The organism is Lysinibacillus fusiformis (assembly GCF_016925635.1).
GTDB lineage: Bacteria > Bacillota > Bacilli > Bacillales_A > Planococcaceae > Lysinibacillus > Lysinibacillus fusiformis_F.
This window is the reverse complement of sequence record NZ_CP070490.1, coordinates 3755784-3777460: the sequence shown is the minus strand read 5'-3', so window position 1 is coordinate 3777460 and position 21677 is coordinate 3755784. Positions and strand designations below refer to the sequence as shown.

General features: G+C 40.6%; 18 protein-coding genes and 1 pseudogene. 4 read left to right on the top strand and 15 right to left on the bottom strand.

Annotation, left to right across the window (positions count from 1 at the left end):
* Positions 1 to 94 precede the first annotated feature (94 nt).
* Both JTI58_RS18285 and JTI58_RS18280 read left to right on the top strand, forming a co-directional pair.
* Positions 95 to 328 (top strand): cyclase, encoded by a 234-nt coding sequence (locus JTI58_RS18285; protein WP_205442784.1) that lies wholly within the window; start codon positions 95 to 97, stop codon positions 326 to 328.
* On the top strand, positions 325 to 1008 hold the full coding sequence (locus JTI58_RS18280; protein WP_205442783.1) for an HAD family hydrolase: 684 nt from the start codon (positions 325 to 327) through the stop codon (positions 1006 to 1008). Before JTI58_RS18285 ends, JTI58_RS18280 begins: the two co-directional genes overlap by 4 nt.
* 17 nt (positions 1009 to 1025) lie before the next feature.
* On the opposite strand, the gene JTI58_RS18275 is transcribed toward JTI58_RS18280, so the two are convergent.
* The 4 genes from JTI58_RS18275 to JTI58_RS18260 all read right to left on the bottom strand — a co-directional run bounded on the left by JTI58_RS18275 (position 1026) and on the right by JTI58_RS18260 (position 6666).
* A complete protein-coding gene (locus tag JTI58_RS18275; protein ID WP_205442781.1) occupies positions 1026 to 2576 on the bottom strand; it encodes a hydantoinase/oxoprolinase N-terminal domain-containing protein in 1551 nt (516 codons plus the stop codon).
* Positions 2569 to 3672: an S-methyl thiohydantoin desulfurase family protein gene (locus tag JTI58_RS18270; RefSeq protein ID WP_205442780.1), complete on the bottom strand. Its 1104-nt coding sequence runs from the start codon at positions 3670 to 3672 to the stop codon at positions 2569 to 2571. Before JTI58_RS18270 ends, JTI58_RS18275 begins: the two co-directional genes overlap by 8 nt.
* Complete coding sequence (locus tag JTI58_RS18265) at positions 3669 to 4937, bottom strand: cytosine permease (protein WP_205442779.1); 1269 nt, start codon at positions 4935 to 4937, stop codon at positions 3669 to 3671. The genes JTI58_RS18270 and JTI58_RS18265 overlap by 4 nt, the downstream gene beginning before the upstream one ends.
* Positions 4938 to 5061: 124 nt before the next feature.
* Positions 5062 to 6666: a PucR family transcriptional regulator gene (locus tag JTI58_RS18260; protein ID WP_205442777.1), complete on the bottom strand. Its 1605-nt coding sequence runs from the start codon at positions 6664 to 6666 to the stop codon at positions 5062 to 5064.
* Between the two features lie 138 nt (positions 6667 to 6804).
* Between JTI58_RS18260 and JTI58_RS18255 the strand changes: the two are divergent.
* Positions 6805 to 7659 (top strand): annotated as a pseudogene (locus JTI58_RS18255) (pentapeptide repeat-containing protein).
* Between the two features lie 40 nt (positions 7660 to 7699).
* Here the strand turns inward: JTI58_RS18255 and JTI58_RS18250 are convergent.
* The 11 genes from JTI58_RS18250 to JTI58_RS18200 form a co-directional block, all read right to left on the bottom strand.
* Positions 7700 to 9415 carry an FTR1 family iron permease gene (locus tag JTI58_RS18250; RefSeq protein ID WP_205442776.1) on the bottom strand — a complete coding sequence of 572 codons (1716 nt, stop codon included), beginning with the start codon at positions 9413 to 9415 and terminating at the stop codon, positions 7700 to 7702.
* A complete protein-coding gene (gene efeB / locus JTI58_RS18245; RefSeq protein WP_205442775.1) occupies positions 9390 to 10649 on the bottom strand; it encodes an iron uptake transporter deferrochelatase/peroxidase subunit in 1260 nt (419 codons plus the stop codon). The genes JTI58_RS18250 and efeB overlap by 26 nt, the downstream gene beginning before the upstream one ends.
* A gap of 9 nt (positions 10650 to 10658) precedes the next feature.
* Positions 10659 to 11528, bottom strand: coding sequence for an iron uptake system protein EfeO (efeO, locus tag JTI58_RS18240; protein ID WP_205442773.1), 870 nt, complete (start codon positions 11526 to 11528; stop codon positions 10659 to 10661).
* Between the two features lie 162 nt (positions 11529 to 11690).
* Positions 11691 to 12890 (bottom strand): MFS transporter, encoded by a 1200-nt coding sequence (locus JTI58_RS18235; RefSeq protein ID WP_205442772.1) that lies wholly within the window; start codon positions 12888 to 12890, stop codon positions 11691 to 11693.
* An 11-nt stretch (positions 12891 to 12901) separates the two neighbouring features.
* Positions 12902 to 13321, bottom strand: coding sequence for a MarR family winged helix-turn-helix transcriptional regulator (locus JTI58_RS18230; protein ID WP_205442771.1), 420 nt, complete (start codon positions 13319 to 13321; stop codon positions 12902 to 12904).
* Positions 13322 to 13967: 646 nt separating this feature from the next.
* Positions 13968 to 15134 (bottom strand): IS256 family transposase, encoded by a 1167-nt coding sequence (locus JTI58_RS18225; protein WP_066037801.1) that lies wholly within the window; start codon positions 15132 to 15134, stop codon positions 13968 to 13970.
* A 217-nt stretch (positions 15135 to 15351) separates the two neighbouring features.
* Positions 15352 to 16293, bottom strand: coding sequence for a nuclease-related domain-containing protein (locus tag JTI58_RS18220; protein WP_205442769.1), 942 nt, complete (start codon positions 16291 to 16293; stop codon positions 15352 to 15354).
* A gap of 157 nt (positions 16294 to 16450) precedes the next feature.
* Positions 16451 to 17458, bottom strand: coding sequence for a FecCD family ABC transporter permease (locus JTI58_RS18215; protein WP_205442768.1), 1008 nt, complete (start codon positions 17456 to 17458; stop codon positions 16451 to 16453).
* On the bottom strand, positions 17451 to 18452 hold the full coding sequence (locus JTI58_RS18210; protein WP_205442766.1) for a FecCD family ABC transporter permease: 1002 nt from the start codon (positions 18450 to 18452) through the stop codon (positions 17451 to 17453). Before JTI58_RS18210 ends, JTI58_RS18215 begins: the two co-directional genes overlap by 8 nt.
* A 23-nt stretch (positions 18453 to 18475) precedes the next feature.
* Entirely contained in the window at positions 18476 to 19402 is a 927-nt protein-coding gene (locus JTI58_RS18205; RefSeq protein ID WP_205442765.1) for an iron-hydroxamate ABC transporter substrate-binding protein, read from the bottom strand.
* A 13-nt stretch (positions 19403 to 19415) separates the two neighbouring features.
* Positions 19416 to 20204, bottom strand: coding sequence for an ABC transporter ATP-binding protein (locus JTI58_RS18200; RefSeq protein WP_205442763.1), 789 nt, complete (start codon positions 20202 to 20204; stop codon positions 19416 to 19418).
* Between the two features lie 147 nt (positions 20205 to 20351).
* On the opposite strand from JTI58_RS18200, the gene JTI58_RS18195 reads away from it, so the two are divergent.
* On the top strand, positions 20352 to 21401 hold the full coding sequence (locus JTI58_RS18195) for an NAD(P)/FAD-dependent oxidoreductase (protein WP_205442762.1): 1050 nt from the start codon (positions 20352 to 20354) through the stop codon (positions 21399 to 21401).
* The last annotated feature ends 276 nt before the right edge of the window (positions 21402 to 21677 follow it).

The following is a 21677-nucleotide window of genomic DNA, read 5'->3' as shown; positions in this document are numbered from 1 at the left end:
ATTTGTATCTACACATTTTTTTAAGGAGGTATTCATCTATACAAAACAGAATATATGGATAGGACTCTAACACTAAGCGTAAGGTGGTACTGGAATGGATAATAGAGTTGTCTTTGATTTTGAAATTGACTTTACCAATGGTGGTGGCCTACAAGGGCAGGAATTCCGCCTTGATATTGATGGGGATGACATATCGGACGAAGAGCTAGCTAAGTATATTGTGGAAGATATGAGGTTGCTCATGGTTGGTAAGGTAACAATCCTTAACAAGAAAATTATTAAGGAAAAGCATAAACGAAAACTGCTTGATGAGCAAGAAAGGACATGAAGCTTGTGAAGGCGATACTATTTGATTTAGATGATACTTTACTTAATCGAGATCATGCTGTCGATAACCTGTTTCATATTATGCTAGAAAAATACTATGGAGCTGTTGAGCATTCTGTAAAAACTGACATGCTGCAACGATTTAAAGAATACGATAAAAGAGATTATGGCAATGCCGATAAAACAATTGTTTTAACATCGTTTTTTGATGCGTTTCCACCAGCCTTTCAAATGCCTCGTCATGACATGCAAGATTTTTGGAATCAGCAGTTTCCATATTGCTTTTCTATTAATCAACATACGCTGAAGGTTATCCAAACAATGAAGAAGCATGTACAGGTTGGCATTATCACAAACGGCTCTACTCAGCGACAAAAGGCTAAAATCACGCATACAGGCTTAGCGAGTTACTTTGATGTTGTCCTTATTTCTGAGGAAGTAGGATTTACTAAGCCTGACAAACGCATATTTGAATTAGCCTTAAATCAGCTTCATGTACAACCAGAAGAAGCCCTATTCGTTGGGGATGACCTAGAAAAGGATATTGCTGGTTGTCAACAGGCAAAGATGAAGGGCATATGGTTCAATCCTCATCAACTCACGAATCCTACTGACATCAAACCAGATGCCGAGATTCATTCATTTGATCAATTAATAAAAGGAAGAGCCCTGTTTAACTAGGACTCTTCCTTTGACTGTTAGACCATTTTCCCTACTACTTTTACCTTTAATCTTGTTGCATTTTCTGGATGATACGCTAGAGGGGTTTCTTCTACTTCCACTAGCTCAATCGTATCCTCAAGAGCACCTGCTAATACGGCTTGTTTCACAGCCTTGTTTTGTGCATCCTTTAAGGATTCCTGACGTGGTTCTTTGGAATAAATATAAATTTGCTCATATTGACCACTAATTTGCGCAATCGAGGCACCGATGGCATTCGCTACACCACCGTATTCAGATTTTACAATAGTAGAAACGCCACGAATTTTGTCTGGCACAATGATTCCACCGCCGCCCACTAAAACCAGTGACACATCCTCTGAGGAAGTTTTCATTTTATCAATCGCCTGCTCCAGTAAGGAAGAAATTTCTTCTTGAACGGCTTTGGCAAATGCTTCATCAATATGGGCAACTAACGTGGAATCGCCTACGTCTGCTAAGCCTAAACAGACAGCGATATCCGTTGTCGTTAAGGTCGAGCCACCAAAGACAAGGGCCTCTTCACTAATTTTATAGCCTACACTATCTGGCCCAACAGTAATTTTGTCATCATTCACACGAACAATACTACCACCGCCAAGTCCTACTGAGATAATATCGGGCATTCTAAAGTTTGTACGGATGTCCCCCACTTCTACCGCAACAGAGGATTCTCGAGGGAAACCATCCTGTAATACGCCGATATCGGAAGTCGTCCCCCCAACGTCCAATACCATTGTGTTTTGAATTTGGGATAAATACGATGCCCCACGAATACTATTCGTTGGTCCACAAGCAATTGTTAAAATCGGGAATTGCTTGGCATAGTCGATGGACATTAATGTACCGTCATTCTGGCATAGATATACTGCTACATCAAAAATACCTTCTGCTTGCAACGCCTGTACAAAGCCCTGTGTTGTTGTCTCGATCACCTTACATAATGCAGCATTTAGAATCGTTGCATTTTCACGTTCAATTAACCCGACAGAACCAATTAATGAGGAGCAGGAAATCGGGAACTCCTCGCCATAGACCTCTTGAATCCATTCACGAACCTGCAATTCTTGATCGTTTTTAATAGAAGAAAAGACGCCGACAATCGCAATCGATTCTACTTGACCACGCCATTCCTCTAATAGCTTTGTAATTTCCTCCTGATCGAGCGCACTTAATAATTGACCATCATATTCATAGCCACCATGTGCAATCGCATAATTACCTGATAATTTATCAATCATATCGGCTGGCCAAGCGGTATAAGGCAGTACAGAGGCCGTCGCTGGATAGCCTAATCGAATAACACCGACTCTTGCTAGCTTTTTACGTTCAACAATCGCATTGGTGCATTGTGTCGTTCCTAACATCGCATGGGTAATTTTTGTTTTGTCAATATTTGCGCCCTCTAGTAATTGTTGCAGAGACTGTTCAATACCCGTTTTAATATCTAAGCTGGTTGGTGATTTCACACTGTAAATGAGCTGACTATTATGGTCTAAAAGGATGGCATCTGTGTTTGTTCCACCTACATCGATCCCAATTTTATACATGCTCTGCTACCTCCTTTTTCACCAATTCCTCAATTGGCGTATACTCATATTCATAGCCAAAGTATTTTGGTCCAGCCGTTTCAATCCCTTTTGCTGTACGCCATTTTTCATGTGCTGGTAAGCCAATTACACGCACACGTTTGCCGTATTTTAGACTTTCTGTTGTAACAGGCAATAAGGTTTCATAATCCACCAAGCAAATTAAGTCTGGTGTCATCGCAACAACCTGTTCGTTTTTCTCCGCTAATAAGTTTTCGTTTTGGAAATGAACCTTCATCTGATCATTTTTATAAGATTCAATACCTTCAAGATTCATTTTACCTAAGTTAAAGCCACCCTTTGTTTCACGAATAACATCTACTATTTTTCCTTGGAAAAGCTCATATCCTTCCACAAGCTTTAAAAGATTTTGTAGCTTATCGTTCACCTCTTGATCTTTCGAGGCAATAATTTCACCGATTTTTTCAGAAAGCGTCACAATATGATGTACACCGCTTTGTTTAATTTGTGCACCTGTTGTTGGGTAGAGGCTCACTAATGAACTAGCGCCCATTTCCACTGTTGCTGTTCGTGCGATACGCTCTGTCCATTTATTATCAATCGTTTCAAAAATACCAATATTCCCTTTTTCATCTGTGATGGCCATTGGCGTTGCCGAAATCCCATCTAAGTGGAATGTCACCATTTGTAATTCTGGGAATGCACGTCCCATACCATCACAATCAATCAATGGTAAGCCAAGCTGTGCAGCAACTACAATGGGAATCATCGAATTGACCCCACCCGCTTCCATTGGATAGGTGCCTGCAATTTTTTCCTTGCCCAAATATTGCGCGAGCTTTTGGAAAACTTTCACGAACTCATCGCCACGTGGGAATTTCTCTACTAAAACTGATGGTGCTCCCATCATCGCGGCTGGAATGAAAAAGTCATCATCTGCAATTTCATCTACAGAATACAGCTTCACAGGCCCATTTTTTTCGATGGCAGAAAGCGCCATTAATTTCCCAATGTAGGGATCGCCTCCCCCACCTGTTCCTAGAAATGCTGCGCCAATGGCAATATGTTCAATAGCGGTTTGATCTAAATATCTCATCTATGTTCCCCCAATATGACCGTTTTTTGTACAGATACACGATAGCCAACATAATAAATCACGAATGAAATAATAATGCCGATCATCGGTTGGTTTGGTAGTGCTGGCAATGCAGGGAATAAGGAGAATACCACTGGCATACAGGCAATCACAGCTCCTACTAGCCAAGAAAATACGCCTAATCGATTGACCCCTTCAACTTCATGCCAGCTATCTGTTTTGCCTTTATGAATGACCCAGTAGGACGCAATCATCACCCCTGCAACAGGTGGAATCATCGCCGATAAAATTGACATAATCGGTGTAAAATAATTTAAAATCCCCACAACGGCTAAGATTGTGCCAAGTGTACCCGCCACACCAATTGCTAATCGTTCTTTGTTTTTGGCAACATCGAATACATTTATTAAGGCAATACCACCTGAAATCGCATTAACCAAGTTGGTTTTCCATGTCGCTAAAATCAGACCAACCCCACCAATAAAGGGTGTTGCGATATGCAGAAAGACTGCAGTAATATCACTTGTTTGATAGGCAATCGTTAACACAGCTCCCACAGCAATCATCAGCACACCTGCTGGAATAATCCCTAATGTAGCGGCTTTGAAAACATCTGAACGTTTTTTGGAAAATTGCGAATAATCACCCGCTATAACAGCCCCTAATGCAAAGGACCCAATCGTTACAGCTAAACCATCCATAAAGCTCATATTGCCCTGTGGCTGATAATCCCGAATGAGCTGCAGCTGCTCGCCAGTTAATGTTTGACCTAAACCGTACAGGCAAATAATGACGAGTAATGGTACAGCAATATAGCTTAAAATACGTAACACTTTCATACCATAAAGAGCCGATACGACCATGACCATACCACTCACGAATGAAGCAAGAGGAATGGGTATATTCAAATGATAGATAGCTAATAAATTCGCTAAGGCAACGCCACACACATTGGCCTGAATGCCAAACCACCCTAAGCAAGCAATGGCTAAGATAATGGATAATATTGTACGAGAGCCTTTTTTCCCAAACACTTGCCCTGCGATATGGACAGTGGGTTTTCCTAAATCACTGCTTTGCATGCCTTGCAATACCATGATGAATACGACAATGGCATAGCCTACAAAAGCGACAGCCAGTGCCTTTGATAAACTCATATTGGTAATCAGTGCGTTACCTACTAATAAACTAGGGATACAAATCATGGCACCAGCCCAAATAATGCCTAAGCTATACCAAGATTGACCTTTGTTTTCATTTTGCATGTGACTCCCTCCTTATTGGGGTTTAATGTTTTTAATTATAAAAGAAAGGAAGGGCACGAGTCTTTTGCGTAAATGAAAAAAATAATCTGAAATTTTGTTCAAAATGACAAAATTTCAGATTATTCTAATCATTAATCAATCGATATAGCATGCAAGCCATATAGGCATCATAAAATTCCGAGTACACGGTAACATCCGTGCCAATCAGCTCGCTAATTTTTTTAATGCGATATTTCACCGTGTTTTTATGAATATAAAGGAGCTCTGCACAGCGCTCCACACTAGCGTTTGCATCTAATAAAAAGGTCAACAATGTCTGCAAGGCATCCTGATCACGTAAAATGGGTTCTATCACAGACAAGTATTCCTCAATCATTTCCTCGCCCTGCTTACTGACATCAATGGCCCTTTTCATAGAGCGAACTTCCGCTGCTGTAAACAATTTTCGCATTGGGTAAATGGTATGAGCCTTGTCCCCCACCTGATTGACCAATTGATACATTTGACGAACAGACTTTGTATTTCTCATTTTAGGTGCATAAACAATTTCTGCGATTTGTGCATCATACTGGGTCGTTTCACTATATTCGATGGCAATTTCAAACTCATGATGCTTATAAAAGCAATTCCCTACCAGCACGATCATACAATGGTCAATGCATTGGATCACTCTTGTTTGATAATACTTGGAAAGCTGTTCTTCCAATTCATCGCGAATTCTTTTTTCATCTGCTAAATCATGCATGTAGACAAGCCACATCATTTGAATGGCGGAAACATCAATATGAAGGAGATTGGCTAACCGTCTCATTTTCTCCCCTTCATCATTAATAATGGCTTTGACTAGGGCGTATTCACTTACCTCATCATGCTTATCTCCCCATAAATTTATGGCTACTTGTACAACCTCACTTACCTTTTCAATCGTCTTAGCGGGCAGTTTTGTATTTTCCTTTATTAAGAATAAAAATAGCGGCTCGCCATTTTTTTGATGCACTCTTTTATAGTCCACGACACAAGAGACATCACTTCTTTGTAGCTCTAGCTTGCCCGTTTCTCGATGGAAATTGGATTGAGAGCATTCTTCAATCACATTCGCCACATCTAATGATGAATTTCGAGGCCACATCACCTGGTTCACAATTTCAAAATGACTATTCGTGAGCACGATATTGGCTTTCAAACGATCCGAAAGCATTTTCAGTGTAATTTCAACACTTCTTAAATGCTCAGGCAGTAACGATACCTTTTCTAATGTCTCTTTGACAAAATGATCATTTACGCCTTGATTACTAACGATGGCTTCCATGACCTCATAAATAACCTCATTATAGCGCAGTGAATAATCATTTCTTGGCATACAAATGATAATAAACCCTTGCGCCTCCGCTAACGTCAGCACTTCTTCTGGAATATCGGGCAATACAATGCCGACATAATACAAAATCAGACCTAGCTCTCCTAAATCATGTAAATGCTGAATCGTTTCACATTGTTGCTCCACGCTATCTCGAATGGAGTAAAAGGAGCTAATGACAAGCTCCTCTGCATACCATTCCTCCTGTACACGGTTAATAATTTTCGAATAAAAATCAACATTCGATACCTCTAGTACAGATAAGGATGATACGGTACGATGCAGATTATCTTTACCCGTTAACACCTCTGCCCCTCGAAAGGATGGCAATTGTAATAATTCATTGACCGTTACCCCATGTTCCACCACCACTTTTCTTTACAACTCTTTTGAAGAAGAATACCATATCCCCTACTATCTTTCAAAATACAGTTTGCTCTCTATTTTAACTGCTAGCCTGATAGTGTTAAAATAATAATTAATTGGAAAAGATTAGAGAGGAAAATGAGAATGTCGAATCAGACAAAGAAAGAGACAACAGTTGGTACAAAAATCCGACAAAGCCTACAGGCAGATTGTCAAAGTTGTTTTGGTTTATGCTGTACCGCATTAAATATCGTGGCTTCCAGTGATTTTGCGATTAATAAGCCAGCAGGCACGCCATGTCCTAATTTGCAGGGTGACTATAGCTGTCACATTCATAGCCAGCTGAGAGAAACAGGCTTTAAGGGCTGTACCGTTTTTGATTGCTTAGGTGCAGGACAGCAGGTTTCACAGGTGACATTTCATGGACAGGATTGGTGACAATCCCGTGAGCATGCTGACAAGATGTTTCGCGTTTTTCCCATCATGGAACAGCTTTACGAAATGATTGCTTATGTAGCGGAGGCATTGTCCTATCAGGTGGATAATACGCTTTATGAGCAGCTCCTTGCCCAATTGGAGCAGCTACAGCAAACAACAGCACTAGAGGCTGATGCCTTATTAGCACTGGATATGGTAGCGATTCGTATGCCGATCAATGCACTATTGCTCCAAACAAGTGAGCAAATTCGTCAGCTTAGCGTAAAGGGAAAGACTGCTAGCAAATTGAATCAGCGTGGAGCTGATTGGATGGGCAAAAATTTAAAAGGCAAGGATTTACGAGGGACTGATCTAAGGGGTAGTTATTTAATTGCAGCTAATCTTCAAAATGCGCATTTACAAGTAGTAGATTTCATCGGGGCCGATTTACGAGATGCCAATTTGCGCGGTGCTGACCTTTCGACAAGTCTGTTTTTAACCCAAATGCAAATCAATGCCGCAAAGGGGGATCGTTCGACTAAATTACCTTCCTATATTAAACGACCAGCCCATTGGCATTAAAAAAGGTAGATGGCGTTTTACACTCATCTACCCTTTTTCATTAGGCTTGTTTCTTTTTATAAAGCACAGTCGCTGCCACTAACACGAGTAAAATAGCTTGGCCAATGATCGTTTCCACTGTTGGATAGAAGCCAATGAAGCTAATAACAGGTATGCCATCAACAATGGTTGTGGACAGATTATCTGTGAGTTGCAATGTGTGCAGACTGACACCAATAATTTTAAAGGCTAAAACGTAAATTAAAACGGTTGCTACTGCAAAGAATTTATGAATGGGAATTTTGCCACTTGCTTTAAATAACACGACTGCCAGTACAGCAAGAATGACCAGTGCCACTACAATTCCAAGAATAAACTGCGACGTTTCCATTTTTGGTGCAATCCCCGCATAAAAGACCAACGTTTCTGCACCTTCACGGAAGACCGATAAAAAACTAATCATAGCCATCGCAAAAATAGAGCCACTCGAAATGGCATTGCCCATTTGTTTGGAAATGTAGCGGTTCCAGCTGACTACACTTGATTTGCTATGCAGCCAGATACCAACACCGATCATCATCGCTGCAGCAACTAACCCTACATACCCTTCCATTAATTCTCGATTCGTATCAATCGTTGCTGAATTCAAAATCGTCGACATAAGGATGGCAGCAACGGCTGATAATAAAACGCCGACAAATGCGCCAACATAGATCCATTTGCGCATCTTGTTCTGTCCTGATTTATTGAGGAATGACACTAAGGCTAAAATAATGAGTAATGCCTCTAGCCCTTCACGTAGTAAAATTAACGCAGCGTCCCAAATGGTGTAATCGGAATCCCCCTGAATCAGCTCAATTTCAGTACGGAAAGCATTTAATTTTTTTGTAATTGCTTGCTGATCGACGTTGGATTTTAATAAATCACTCGCGATAATCGGCATATCACTTTCAATTTTCGTGTAAAGACTACCATTACGTGTGGAGATTTCAATTTCTACGCTTGGCCAAATGGTAATAAACTCACGTATTTTATTTGAAGCTGCCTGGTAATCACCAGCGTTGACAAAATCATTGGCCTCATCTATATAGGCAATTAATGTCGCTAATGAATACTCCCCCTCTACCACTTCGGCTGTTTCTTTACCAGCTACAAAATCCTCAATCGTTTGCTTTAAAGCAGCAAATTGAGATTGCATAAGCGCTACATCAGGCTCCTCAGCAGAAATAGAGATACGAAGAAATGCCATTTGTGTTTCGATTTGCCCGTACATTGCGATACTTTGTTCACGCACAGGTCGCTCATTTTTATTCCATTTACTATTAAAATCTTTGTAGGCTTCCTCAATGGCCTGAATGTCACCACTTGCTAAAGCTTTTTCAAAGTCTGCCATAATCGGCTTAAACTTTTGCCCAAACTCTGCTCGCTGTGCCGCTTCATCCACTGGATTTTCAAGCTTTTCTAAGGCACGCAATGCATTCGACAGTGCTGATAGCGCCTCTAAACGCTCGTCTTTGGATGTCGCTTCAGTAGCTTGCGCAAGGATTTCATCAACCTTTGCTTTTGCCTCTTTCTGCTCTGAAGATACTTTAGCCCAATCAATAGCAAATTGTTCAAGTGCCTGCTTGGCCTCCGCCTCTTTATCCTGCTTTGTATTCATCAGTGCATCACTAATCGCAATATAGAGATGACTATAGGACTGCGCAGCTTGCACAGGTAAAGCTAAAGTCAGCATAAGGGCAAACACGATACTACAGCGCGTTAAAAAGTGCTTCACCTAAATAACTCCCCTTTTGTACACCAGGGAAGCAAGCAAACACGGCACTGCCTCGATGGGTAATGTACTCATTCATTTTATCCATACGCCCTAAGCTATTTTGGATGGTTGTAAATTGGGCTGGGTCTTTTTGAAAAGAGATAAAGATTAGCCCCGCATCATGGGTCCCTGTATTCGACATCACGCCTGACGCATAAGAATAAGAGCGTCGCAAAATACGCGCACCTGATTTCCGCGCCAAATGGACATGTGATGTATCAGGCATTATATAATTGCCCTTATCATCCTTTGCCTCTACATTAAAATCATCGAATTCCTTTGTTTTGCCAAAAGGTGCCCCACTGTCGCGGTAACGGCCAAATGTTGCCTCTTGATCTTTCAATGATGTACGATCCCAAGTTTCAAGATGCATTTGAACTTTACGTGCAATTAAATAAGAGCCACCCTTTAACCAGCCTTTATCCACCCACACGACCTCATTTAAGTCTTTTTCATCCGTAATGACTGGATTTACAGTACCGTCCTTAAATGCGAAGAGGTTTCGTGGTGTCCCTCCACTAGCTGGAAACGAGTTAAAGCCCGCCTGTGACCATTTTATTTCTACTTTACCTGAAGCAGCTCGTACTAGATTACGAACAGCATGGAAGGCCACCTGCGGATCATCTGCACAAGCCTGAATACACAAATCACCACCTGTGTATTCTTTCTGTAGCTGATCTTTAGGGAAATGTGGTAAATCCTTTAGCTCCGCTGGTTTTAAATGCTGGATGCCCAGTTTATCGAATAATGAAGGCCCGACACCAATGGTAATGGATAGATTAGATGCATCTAAGCCCTCTGCCTCTCCGGTATCGCCAGTTGGCACTCTTGTATTTGTCGATACATCGACCATGACTTCACCATTCATTAAACGCACCACAAGGGGTGTCCATTGCTGGAACAACGCTTGTAGTTCCTTCTTTGATGTCACTAATACATCTAAAGAAGCAAAATAAATATTCGTCTGTACAGGTGTCACGATACCCGACTGATGCTTGCCATAGAAATTGACCTTATTGCTAGCCGTCGTGCTATCTGCTACTGGCTCAAAGACATCATAGCCCATTGCTTTCATGACACCACCCAAGCCAGAGGCACCGATGGCAACACCTGCCACACCGATACCTGTTAGCTTTAACATATCACGTCTAGAAATTTTTTTATTTATAAATTTTTCCTCGTTTGACGTTGTCATTGTTTATGTTCACTCCAAAATGATACCCATTTGACTTAATGGTTCTCCAAGCTGATTCACCGCTGCTGCCAGTGCTTTTGTGTTTTCCTCCGTTAATTCTTCGTAAGATATATAGCCACCATCAGCCGTTGTATGCTGTGCTAATAAATCGTCTACTGCTTTGAATTTTTCATCAAGTGTTGCCACTAATGTAGAATCTTTTGCTTCTAATTTTGAGCGTAAAATCTCAAAGATTTTTTCTGCGCCTTCAATATTCGCTTTAAAATCATAAAGGTCTGTATGAGAGTAAATTTCTTCCTCACCTGTAATTTTAGATGTTGATACTTCATTTAATAAATCTACTGCACCTGTAATCATTAAGTCAGGTGTCACTTCCACTGTTTGCACAAGTGCATGCAATTCCTTCGCATCTGCAAGAAGCTGATCTGCTACAGCCTCATAACCTTTTGTTGTATTTTCTTCCCAAAGAGCATACTCAAGCTTATGGTAGCCTGACCATTCTTCCTCACCCTTACCTTCTTCTTGAATATCTGCTAAACGTCCATCGATGCGAGGGTCAAGATCACCGAAGCTTTCCGCAATTGGCTCAGAGCGTTCAAAATACATACGTGCTGGCGCATACGCTTCCTTTGCCCCTTCAATATCGCCTGCTTTGAATAGGTTCACAAATTTCTCTGTATCTAGTAAAAATTGATCCATTTGCTCTAACGCAAATTGTTGATAGGCTGATAATTCAGAAGATAAATCCACCTCTTTTGTAGCTTGCTCCGCCTGTTCTGTTGCTGGCTTATCTTCTTTTTTTACTTCTTCTGTATTGCCACAGCCAGCCATTAAAATGCCTCCTGCTACTAATACCGACAAAAATGATTTGTTTTTCATACTTCGTACCTACTTCCGAATTTGTTTTATATTGTGATGATAATGATTATCATCATCTATTGCAACAACTATTTTTGTAAATAGAAAAAAACGTCATTTTTCAGTTATTCTTTACGAACAACTAGAAAAAAGACGTTTTTTCTACAATATAATGATTCTAATCTACAAAATTTTTGCTTGTTTCAAATTTTCATGTTTTCCATGTAAAAGGTAATAAAGCACAATCGACACTAAAATAACAAAGACCATCGAGAAGAAAATCGAGCTGTAGCCCATAGAGGGTACAAATAAACCTAAGAAATAAGGCCCGACACCTAAGCCTAAATCATAAAAAATAAAATACGTAGATGTCGCAAGTCCTAAACGCTCATTTGGTGTTACTTTGATGGCAATTGCCTGTGCCACCGAGTTGAAGTTTCCATAGCCAATCCCGATACAAGCGGCAGCGATTAAAAAGGCAATCGTAGTTGTTGCTGAGCTAAAGGCATACATGCCTATTGCAAACAACACTAAGCATGGATAGATAATGATATTTGCCCCTCTTGTATCAAGCAATTTCCCTGTAAATGGACGTGTAGCCAAAATGACAATAGCATAGATAATAAAGAAGTAGCTACCTGCTGATACTAAATCTAGCTCCTTTGCATAAAACGTCATAAACGACATGACACCTGAATACGCAAAGCCAATCACAAGTGCCACAAAGGCAATCGGTACTGCGCGCATTTCAATAAAGTTCGTCACTTTAAAGCCAGCCTTCGCAGCTGTATCCTTCGCTTTTTTCGGTGCATCTGGCACGGTCACCATGAAATACATAAAGAAACAAATAATAGCTAAAACAGAATCGACTGCAAAGATCATACGATAATCTTCAAACAGCTGTGTTAATAATATGCCGACAAATGGGCCAATGGCTGTGGCTAAAATCGCACTTAGGCTATAATAACCAATCCCTTCCCCACGACGCTCTGCTGGTAAAATTTGTGCAATAATCGTACCTGTAGCTGTACTGGCAATTCCTAGTGCAATCCCCTGTATTAAACGATTGGCCATCAGCAGTGGTAGACTGCCTGCTATAAAATAAGACATCGTTGACAACATAAATAATAGCAATCCGCAAAATAATGTTTTTTTGCTACCCCAGTCACCAATAATACGCCCTGTCCCAAGACGACCTAATAGTGTCCCGATAATAAAAATGCTCGATACAAGCCCTGCTGTACTTGTAGAGGCATTAAAATGCTCCACCGCATAAGCCGCAATCGTCACCATTAATAAATAAAAGATTAACGTAATGGTAAAATTAATAAGTGAGACAATTAAAAAATCCTTTGTCCATAGTTTCTTTCTGGTTGCTTCCACGTTACTCTCTCCTATTGATTGATATTCATACAAATTCTTGCTAAAACCTGTGTCGCAATGTCAATATCTTGCTTGGGCACACCTGCCAGTGCCTGCTCAAAAAACGGACTCAAATGCGACTTTATTTCCTGCACAAGCTCTTCCCCATGCTTTGATAGATGTACAAGCTTTTCACGCTTATCCTTACCTGCCATCGTTTCCACATAGCCCAGCTCCACAAGTTTATGTACAAGCTTCGTGACACTTGGCTTCTCTATAGACATGAAGTTCGCGATATCTACAAATGAATGTGGCCCCCTATCATTCAAGAAACGAAGCACTGCCCACTGCGAGCTATATAACTGATAGGGTTCAAGCTGTACATTCAGCTGATTAATAAATGGCCGATACATTAAGCGGTACTGATTAAAAAATTCCTGTTCAATTGTCACACTATCACTTCCTTTTAAATTAGTTAGCCTAGCTAACTATATACCCAAAATCTCTATTTGTCTAGTAGGAAATAAGCGAACCCTCGCTCAGAAAGGAGGTAGATTTAGCATACTTTTCGGAGAATCCATCCTCATCTTGATGCGTGTATCCGCCACTTTCTCTGCTGTATCCACCACTTCTCACGTTCTATCCGCAACTTTTCTTGTTCTATCCACTAATTTATTGTGTATCCTCCACTTTCTCTGCTGTATCCACCACTTCTCGCGTTCTATCCGCTACTTTCCCTTCTCTATCCACCTACTTATTGCGTATCCTCCACTTTCTCTGCTGTATCCACCACTTCTCACGTTCTATCCGCTACTTTTCCTTTTCTATCCACCTACTTATTGCGTATCCGAGTCAAGTCCTAATTATTGTGTAAAATTCTATACAGAAGTTTTCAACCTAGCGTTTATTCATAGCTCTTGATTGGTGTAGCCAAATTTTGTTTATCCATTTAACAACACTACCATTTTTTTGCCCGTAACTTCCATGGGTTTATATCTCCACAGGCAGTAAAGGCTGTCAAAGGCTCTTTTCACTTTGATAGCCTTTACTGCTTGTGGAATACTCCATGAATGGAAGATACGTTGAAAAATACTTGTTCTATTTGGTTAAACCTTTTTTCTTTGAGTAAATCGTTTCTTGATACTGCATTAAAATAGCACCTACCAATCGAAAGGCAGACTGCGTATTTGGAAAGATTCGTATGACCTTTTCTCTTCTACGCACTTCTTGATTTAATCGTTCAAGTGAATTTGTACTTCGAATATGACAGCGTATATCTGCTGGATAATTCATGTATTGGATGGTATCTTCGAAACCTTCATCTAAGATAGTAAGAGCTTTTTCGTACTTTGGATTATTTCCAAATTGGTCCATTAATTCATCCTTAAACTTTCGAATATCTTCAAGGGTTACGGCTTCAAAAATGCGCTTCATCATCATTCGGATATCGACGGAGTCTTTTTTAGGAAGCTTCTCGATAATATTTCGTTTAAAATGCACATTACATCTTTGCCAAGCAGTGCCGATAAATTCACGCTGTATCGCTTTTTGAAGCCCTTGATGAGCATCTGAAATCACTAGTTGAGGTGATTGAAGTCCACGTGATTTGAGTTGTTTAAAAAAAGAGCTCCAACTATCAAAACTTTCAACATGATCCACACTTAAACCGATAATTTCGCGTTTATTTTCTTCCGTAATGGCCGTAGCGATATAAACAGCTTTTGATACGACACGTTGATGTTCACGTACTTTTATGTACATGGCATCTACAAAAACAAAAGGATAATACATGGTGTTTAATGGACGATTTGCCCATTCGTTCACGATCGGATCCAGTTTCTGTGTGAGTGAAGAAACAAAAGATTTAGAAACGGATTCGCCGCAAAGTTGTTCTACAATATGTGTGACTTTTCGTGTAGAGACGCCATTAATAACCATCTCCAGCATAGAAAGAACAAATGCCTGATCACAACGTGCATACTTGTCAAAAACAGTAGGAGAAAATTCACCATGACGCGTTCTAGGAACTTTTAGTTTTATCTTACCAATACTCATAGTCAGTTCACGTTCATAGTACCCATTACGGTAATCACGACGCTCATTAGAACGTTCATAGGCAGATGCATGAAGGAAGGCATCTCTTTCTTTTTCCATAAATTCATTTAAGACTAAAATAATAGCTGACTTTACAACAGCATCAATAGTGGAATTCATAACGGAATCTTTTAAAAGATCCATGTCTAGGTTAAACTGTAACTGGGTCATTTTTAATCTACCTCTCTTAAAATGTGTTCGTGGTTGAAAACATTCTAACCAAGAGGAGAGAAAATGACCCCTTTTCTTTTTACACAATTATATGGACTTAATCCGTATCCTCCACTTTCTCTGTTGTATCCGCTACTTCTCGCGTTCTATCCACCTCAAAAACTATGAAAGCAACTCATTCAGACCGCTTGAATGAGTTGCTTAGTTTTTAATATCCTTATTCCATAATCCAGTACTTCCTATGTTTTTTGACACCCTCTGCTTGCAAAGGGAGTTGCTGTAACAACTTGTACGCTAAATCGGGCGAGTCAATGCCAAAGAATTCGCGGAAGCTTCGATTGGTTACCTGCTGCCCGACTAGTAATCGGTAATCTTCCAATGTTCGCATCAGCGCTTCTCGATCCACCAATCCACAGCGTGGGCAAATCCATTTTTTATAGTGATACTTTAATCGCTGTCCCGTACCACATTGTGGACATAACACACCTTTCACCATTTCCTGAAGCGGCAGCTCTACCTCTTTTTTCAACTTCGTGTGTAGGGATAATAGAAGGTTCGCCAATCGCAAAAGATCTACACTTTCGCTAGGATGATGCCGCTCTATCCATTTTTGGAAATAAAATCGTAACCCTGTCACATGAAATATAGGTTGCCTCTCAAAACCCTTTGTTAAAATGCCATTTTTCGTTGCCAGTACAACCGCATGAACAACAGGTAAATCGATACGTTCTCGCTGGAACAGTTTTTTCATCCAAACCACATGTCGCTCCAGCTGAACAAATGGATTAGCCATTCCTTCCACCGTGCCATCCATGGTCGTACGTGTAAACTGCGCAAAAGAGGCATCATATGAGAGATTTCCTGTTATATTTTTGATTTCTAGGATGAGTAAAAAATGGGGACAGAGAAAAATGGTGTCCATTTGATGGGTAGAGCCGAAGCCATTCGTGGTTTGAAAATCATGGAGAAAATAATGGGGGGTTGGTAAATCGATCTCAAGCCATTCTGCATCGACACGCTGTTCACCAGCAAGCCCTGCTTGGACACGGCTCAACCGTTCACTATAATAGGCGTAGTCATTGTGCGTCTGCGGCAATCTTCGTAGCATCACCTCTAGTATTTTCTGAGAATCCGATGGTTGTCGTGCTAATAGAATCATGTATTCACCTCCTGCCCTGATTATATAAAAAAAGAACCTCAACAAATGAGGTTCTCAAAAACTTAAAAGATAGATATTGCAAAATCAATTTTTCACAATTTTTAGTAGATCGAAAGACTGTTCTTTCGAGCAACAACTAACGTTTGCTAATACGTTTCTACACATTCTTCCGCAATAAATACAGGAAGTAGGGTGCGCCAATAAACACAACAACAATACCAGCAGGAACTGTTGCACTTGCAATGGCTACACGCCCAATGGTATCAGCCAGCATTAGCAAGCTTGCGCCAATGAATAAGGTCAGTGGTAAAAAGAATTGGTAGCGTGGGCCAACAAGCTGTTTCGCAATATGCGGAGCCATCAAACCGATGAAGGCTACACCACCTGTTACCGATACAGCAGCTGCCGCTAGCGCAACGGCGACAATTAATAATCGCAAACGTTCTCGCCCAATATTCATACCGAGGCCGACTGCTGTTTGCTCCGTCATGGCCAAGACATTTAACACATTCGCTTTATAGAAAATGTACGGGATACCCAGTACAAGCCAAGGCACTAACGCCCAGAAAAATGGCCAATCTGTGCCCCACACATTTCCGGCTAGCCATTGTGCAATAAATTGTACATCACTACGCTCAGCGGAGGAAATTAACACCATCATGACCCCTGATAAGGCGGATGCTACGCCAACCCCTACTAAAATAAACTGCACAGGATGTACGCCCTTATTACGCTGATAAGAGAAAAAGTAAATGCACAGGGCTGTCACTAAGGCACTACAAAAGCCGACAATCGGTAAAATATAGGCAAAGTGAGGAAGGTCGCCATTTACTAGCAAATAAAAGACTGTAATCCCAACACCTGCCCCAGCACTTATGCCAATAATCCCTGGGTCCGCTAAATCATTGCGGGTCACCCCCTGCAATACGGCACCCGCCAGCGCTAATGCCATACCCGCAGCCGCTAGCACAAACATTCTTGGTAAACGAACGGAAAATAGCACGAACGACTCTTTAAAACTACCATCGCCCAACAAGGTCGGGATAATTCGATCAAAAGATACGGATGCGGCACCTAATGAAATCCCCATTACAAAAATGAATAAGGTGACCACTAGCCAAATGAACAACCATTTCCGTTGTTTTTTTCGACCTTCTTTAAACAAATTGACGTCCTCCCTTCCGCACTAAGAGTAGGAAGAATGGAAGACCTATAATCGAAATAATGGCCACAACTGGCGTTTCATAAGGTGCGTTAATCATGCGACCTGCAAAATCAGCCAATACCATAAACCAGCCACCTACAATGGCGCTCATTGGTAAGACAAAGCGATAGTCTGTCCCTACAAACGCGCGGACAATATGCGGCACCATTAAGCCAACGAAAGCTAGATTTCCGACAAGGGCCACAGCAGAACCAGCCAGAATAACCACCACAAACATCATGATGCCTTTTACGAACGTGGTGTTTTGTCCAACCCCCACCGCTACTTCCTCATTTAAGCTTAAAATCGTTAATTGACGACTGAAAGCAAATGATAGGAGTAGACCGATGATAATAACAGGAACGATTAATAATGCCTGCCATGTTGTGCCAATAAAACCGCCACTTGTCCACATCGAAACATCTTTGGAAATTTGAAATAAAATGCCTGTTCCTTCTGCGATTGCCTGTAATAATGCCGTGACAGCCGCACCAGCCAAAACAAGCTTCAACGGAGAAAAGCCTTTTTTAGTAGAGGCACCAATCCCATAAACAATCATCATACCAATACCAGCCCCAACAAAGCAGGCTAAAATTAACGTATAATACGAGAACTTCGGAATAAATGCCATCGTTAAAGCAAGGGCAGCATTTGCCCCTGCTGTTAAACCAAGCAGCCCTGGATCAGCTAATGGATTTCGTGTAACCCCTTGCATAATCGCCCCAGCGACAGCGAGGGCACTCCCAACAAAAATAGCTGCAATGATACGCGGAAATCGAATTTCACGTAAAATCGTGTAATGTTTGCCACCACTTTGTCCAACAATTGCTTGAAAGACATCTTGAATGCTAGTATTCGCTGCCCCTAAGCACAGCGAGATACTAGCAGTGCCAATTAATACAAGCAATGCTAGCAATACTTGAAGCCAAAATGGAAGCTTTCGAAACTTTGTCATTTGCCTTCGCTACTCTCTACTAATTATTGTAAAAATTTCTCTTCAAAGAACTTCAGTTGATGTTCTAATGTGATAGGATCGTTGAAGTAAAAGGCATTTGCATTCACTTCAAATAAATGACCATTTTTCACTGCTTCTAAATCTTTAAACCACGCTGCATCTGTAAAGGAATTATCTTGATCTTGGAACATACTGAAGATCACATAGTCACCAGCGTATTCCCCTAAAACTTCTTGAGAAATAGCATAGTAACCAGGCTCTAACGCTGTTTCTTTTACTTTTTCAGGCATTTTCAAGCCCATTTCTTGATATAAAATCTCTGTTCCACGGCCCCAGTTATCGCCATAAATATAGAACTGTTTATTGAAGTTTTCTGCCACTGTTACAGTCGCATCTTCACCGATTTTTTCTTTAATTTTTTTACCAGCTTCTGCTGCGCGTGTTTTAAAATCTTCTACCCATGCAGTTGCTTCTTTTTCTTTATTCACAACTTTACCGATTTCAATGAACTGCTGTAAATAGTCTACTTTACCATACGTAAATAATACTGTTGGCGCGATTTCTGCTAATTTATCAGCATTTTCAATCCCATTTAAGCCAATAATTAAATCTGGTTCTAGCTCAAGAATTTTTTCAATATCTGTATTTTCAACTACGACAGCATCTTTAATCCCGTCTTCGAAGTTCGGATTTTTCGCTGCCCATGCATCTACGCCAACAACATTCACATCAAGCTGTAATAAGCTTCCTACAAAAGAAGATAGTACAACTACACGTTTCGGATTTGCTGGTACTTCAACAGGACCTGACTCTGATTGATATGTGATTGTTTCTGCTGATGTTTCTTCTTTTGAGCCTTCATCAGCCTGCTCTGTTTTTTCTTCCTTATTGCCACATGCTGCAAGTACTAGGACAAGCATCATAAACATTGGTAATAGCCACTTTTTCATTGTTATTCTCCCTTTAAACGGTTTGTAATAAGTCATATGTAATGCACATTGGTTTGTTTGTTCGTGGATCTTTGCCAATGACTGCATCAATATTAAATACTTTTTTCAAAACTTCTGGAACCATCACTTCTTCAGCCGTTCCGAATTTTACAAGCTCACCCTGTGAGAGCGCTACAATATAATCTGAAAAACGTGCCGCTTGATTTAAATCATGGAGTACCATGACAATGGTGCGCCCCTGTTCTTCATTCAGTTTGTAAAGCAGCTCTAAAACTTCTAGCTGATGAGCCATATCTAAATAAGTTGTCGGTTCATCTAAAAAGATAATGTCGGTTTCTTGGGCCAATGCCATCGCAATCCATACGCGCTGACGTTGTCCACCAGATAAAGCATCTACAGTTTGTAAACGGAATTCTTCTGTTTTGGTTACCTGTAAAGCCCAGCCAATCACATCTTTATCTTTTGGTGATAAATTACCGAAGCCCTTTTGATAAGGAAATCGACCGTAGGATACAAGCTCTTCCACTGTTAAACCATGTGCACTTTCTGGACTCTGTGGTAAGATTGCCAGCTCTTTTGCCAATTCTTTTGTGTTCATCTTGGAAATATTTTGACCATCTAATATGACCTGTCCACTCTCATGCTTTAAAATCCGTGTGATGGCCTTTAATAAGGTTGATTTTCCACAACCATTTGAACCAATGATTGTTGTTATTTTGCCATCGGGAATTTGCAGCGATAAGTCATGCACAATTGTTTTATTCTCATAACCAACACGAATCGATTCAACTTCTAAACGCAAATCGGACCCTCACTTTCTTTTTACTTCTTTCCATGCTATGATATTCAAAGCTTAAAATGATAATCATTATCACTAGAATTAGTCTAGTTTTTTGATAAGATTTTGTCAATTACTTTTTTACTATTTATTAAGGATGTGGCAATAAAAATGCAGCATGTGTATGATGTGACAATTATTGGCGGAGGCCCAGCTGGCTTATATAGTGCCTTTTATAGTGGTTTACGTGGTTTAAAAACAAAATTACTAGAAAGCCAATCACAGCTTGGCGGAAAAGTACTACTTTATCCCGAAAAGCTGATATGGGATATTGGAGGGCATCCTCCTGTGTTAGGCGAACAATTTGTCAAACAATTAATCGAGCAAGCCAAAACATTCGATCCTACTATTTTGACAGATACAAAAGTAGATTTGATTGAACGTCACGATGATATTTTTGTGATACATACAGCAACTGGTGAAAAACATTATTCTAAAACGGTGCTGCTCGCTGTTGGTGGTGGCATTATTAATCCTCAAAAGCTAACACTTGAAGGCGCTGAAAAATATGAAATGTCAAATTTACATTACACTGTGCAATCGTATAAACGTTTTGTCGATAAGGATATCATGATCTCAGGTGGTGGCAATGCAGCCATTGATTGGGCTGTTGAGTTAAGTCCGATTGCCAAAAGCGTGACGGTGGTTTACCGCAAAGAGAATTTATCCGCTCATGAAGCCACTGTACAGGAAGCACTGGATGCAGGTGTGCGTATTGAGTGTAATACATCGATTACCAAGCTTTCCGCGAATGCTGATAAAACCGCTATTCAATTAGTGACATGTGAAAATACGATAACGAAGCAAAGCTATACTCGTCAAATCGATGAGGTAATCGTCAGTCACGGCTATAATCGTGAGGCATCTCTTGCATTTGATGAGGCCATTGACCTCCCAAAAAAGGATGATTATTATTTTGAAGGAAAAGCAACAGGCGAAACGGCACAGCCTGGTATTTTTGCGGCAGGTGATATTTTATCGTTTGATGGAAAAATCAATTTGCTACTTGGCACATTCCAGGATGCAGCCAATGCGGTCAACTCCATTAAAACGTATTTAGAACCGACCGCCTATCGTCATGGCATGGTGTCCTCACATAATGAACTATTTAAAGAGAAAAATCGCTCTATTATCGAAAAGCAATTGGCCCCAGCCCATTAAACCCAAATATGAACCCTCTTAAGATCATTTTCTTAAGAGGGTCTTAGTGTTGAAAAACAAAACAGTCAATTGAAAGGTAGAAATGGATTTCCGTTGCAGGCTACTTGCTTTCCTGTGGGCGAGCGCCGAATCGCTTCCTCCGCTACCGCTCCGTGCAGGGCTTCGCCTGTCTCGCTATCCCACGGGAGTCAAGTAGCCTTCCACTCCAACCTACAAAAGTGTTACCTTTTTAGCAAAGGTTTTCAAATAAAGTAAAGGTGTTCACTACTCTTTATG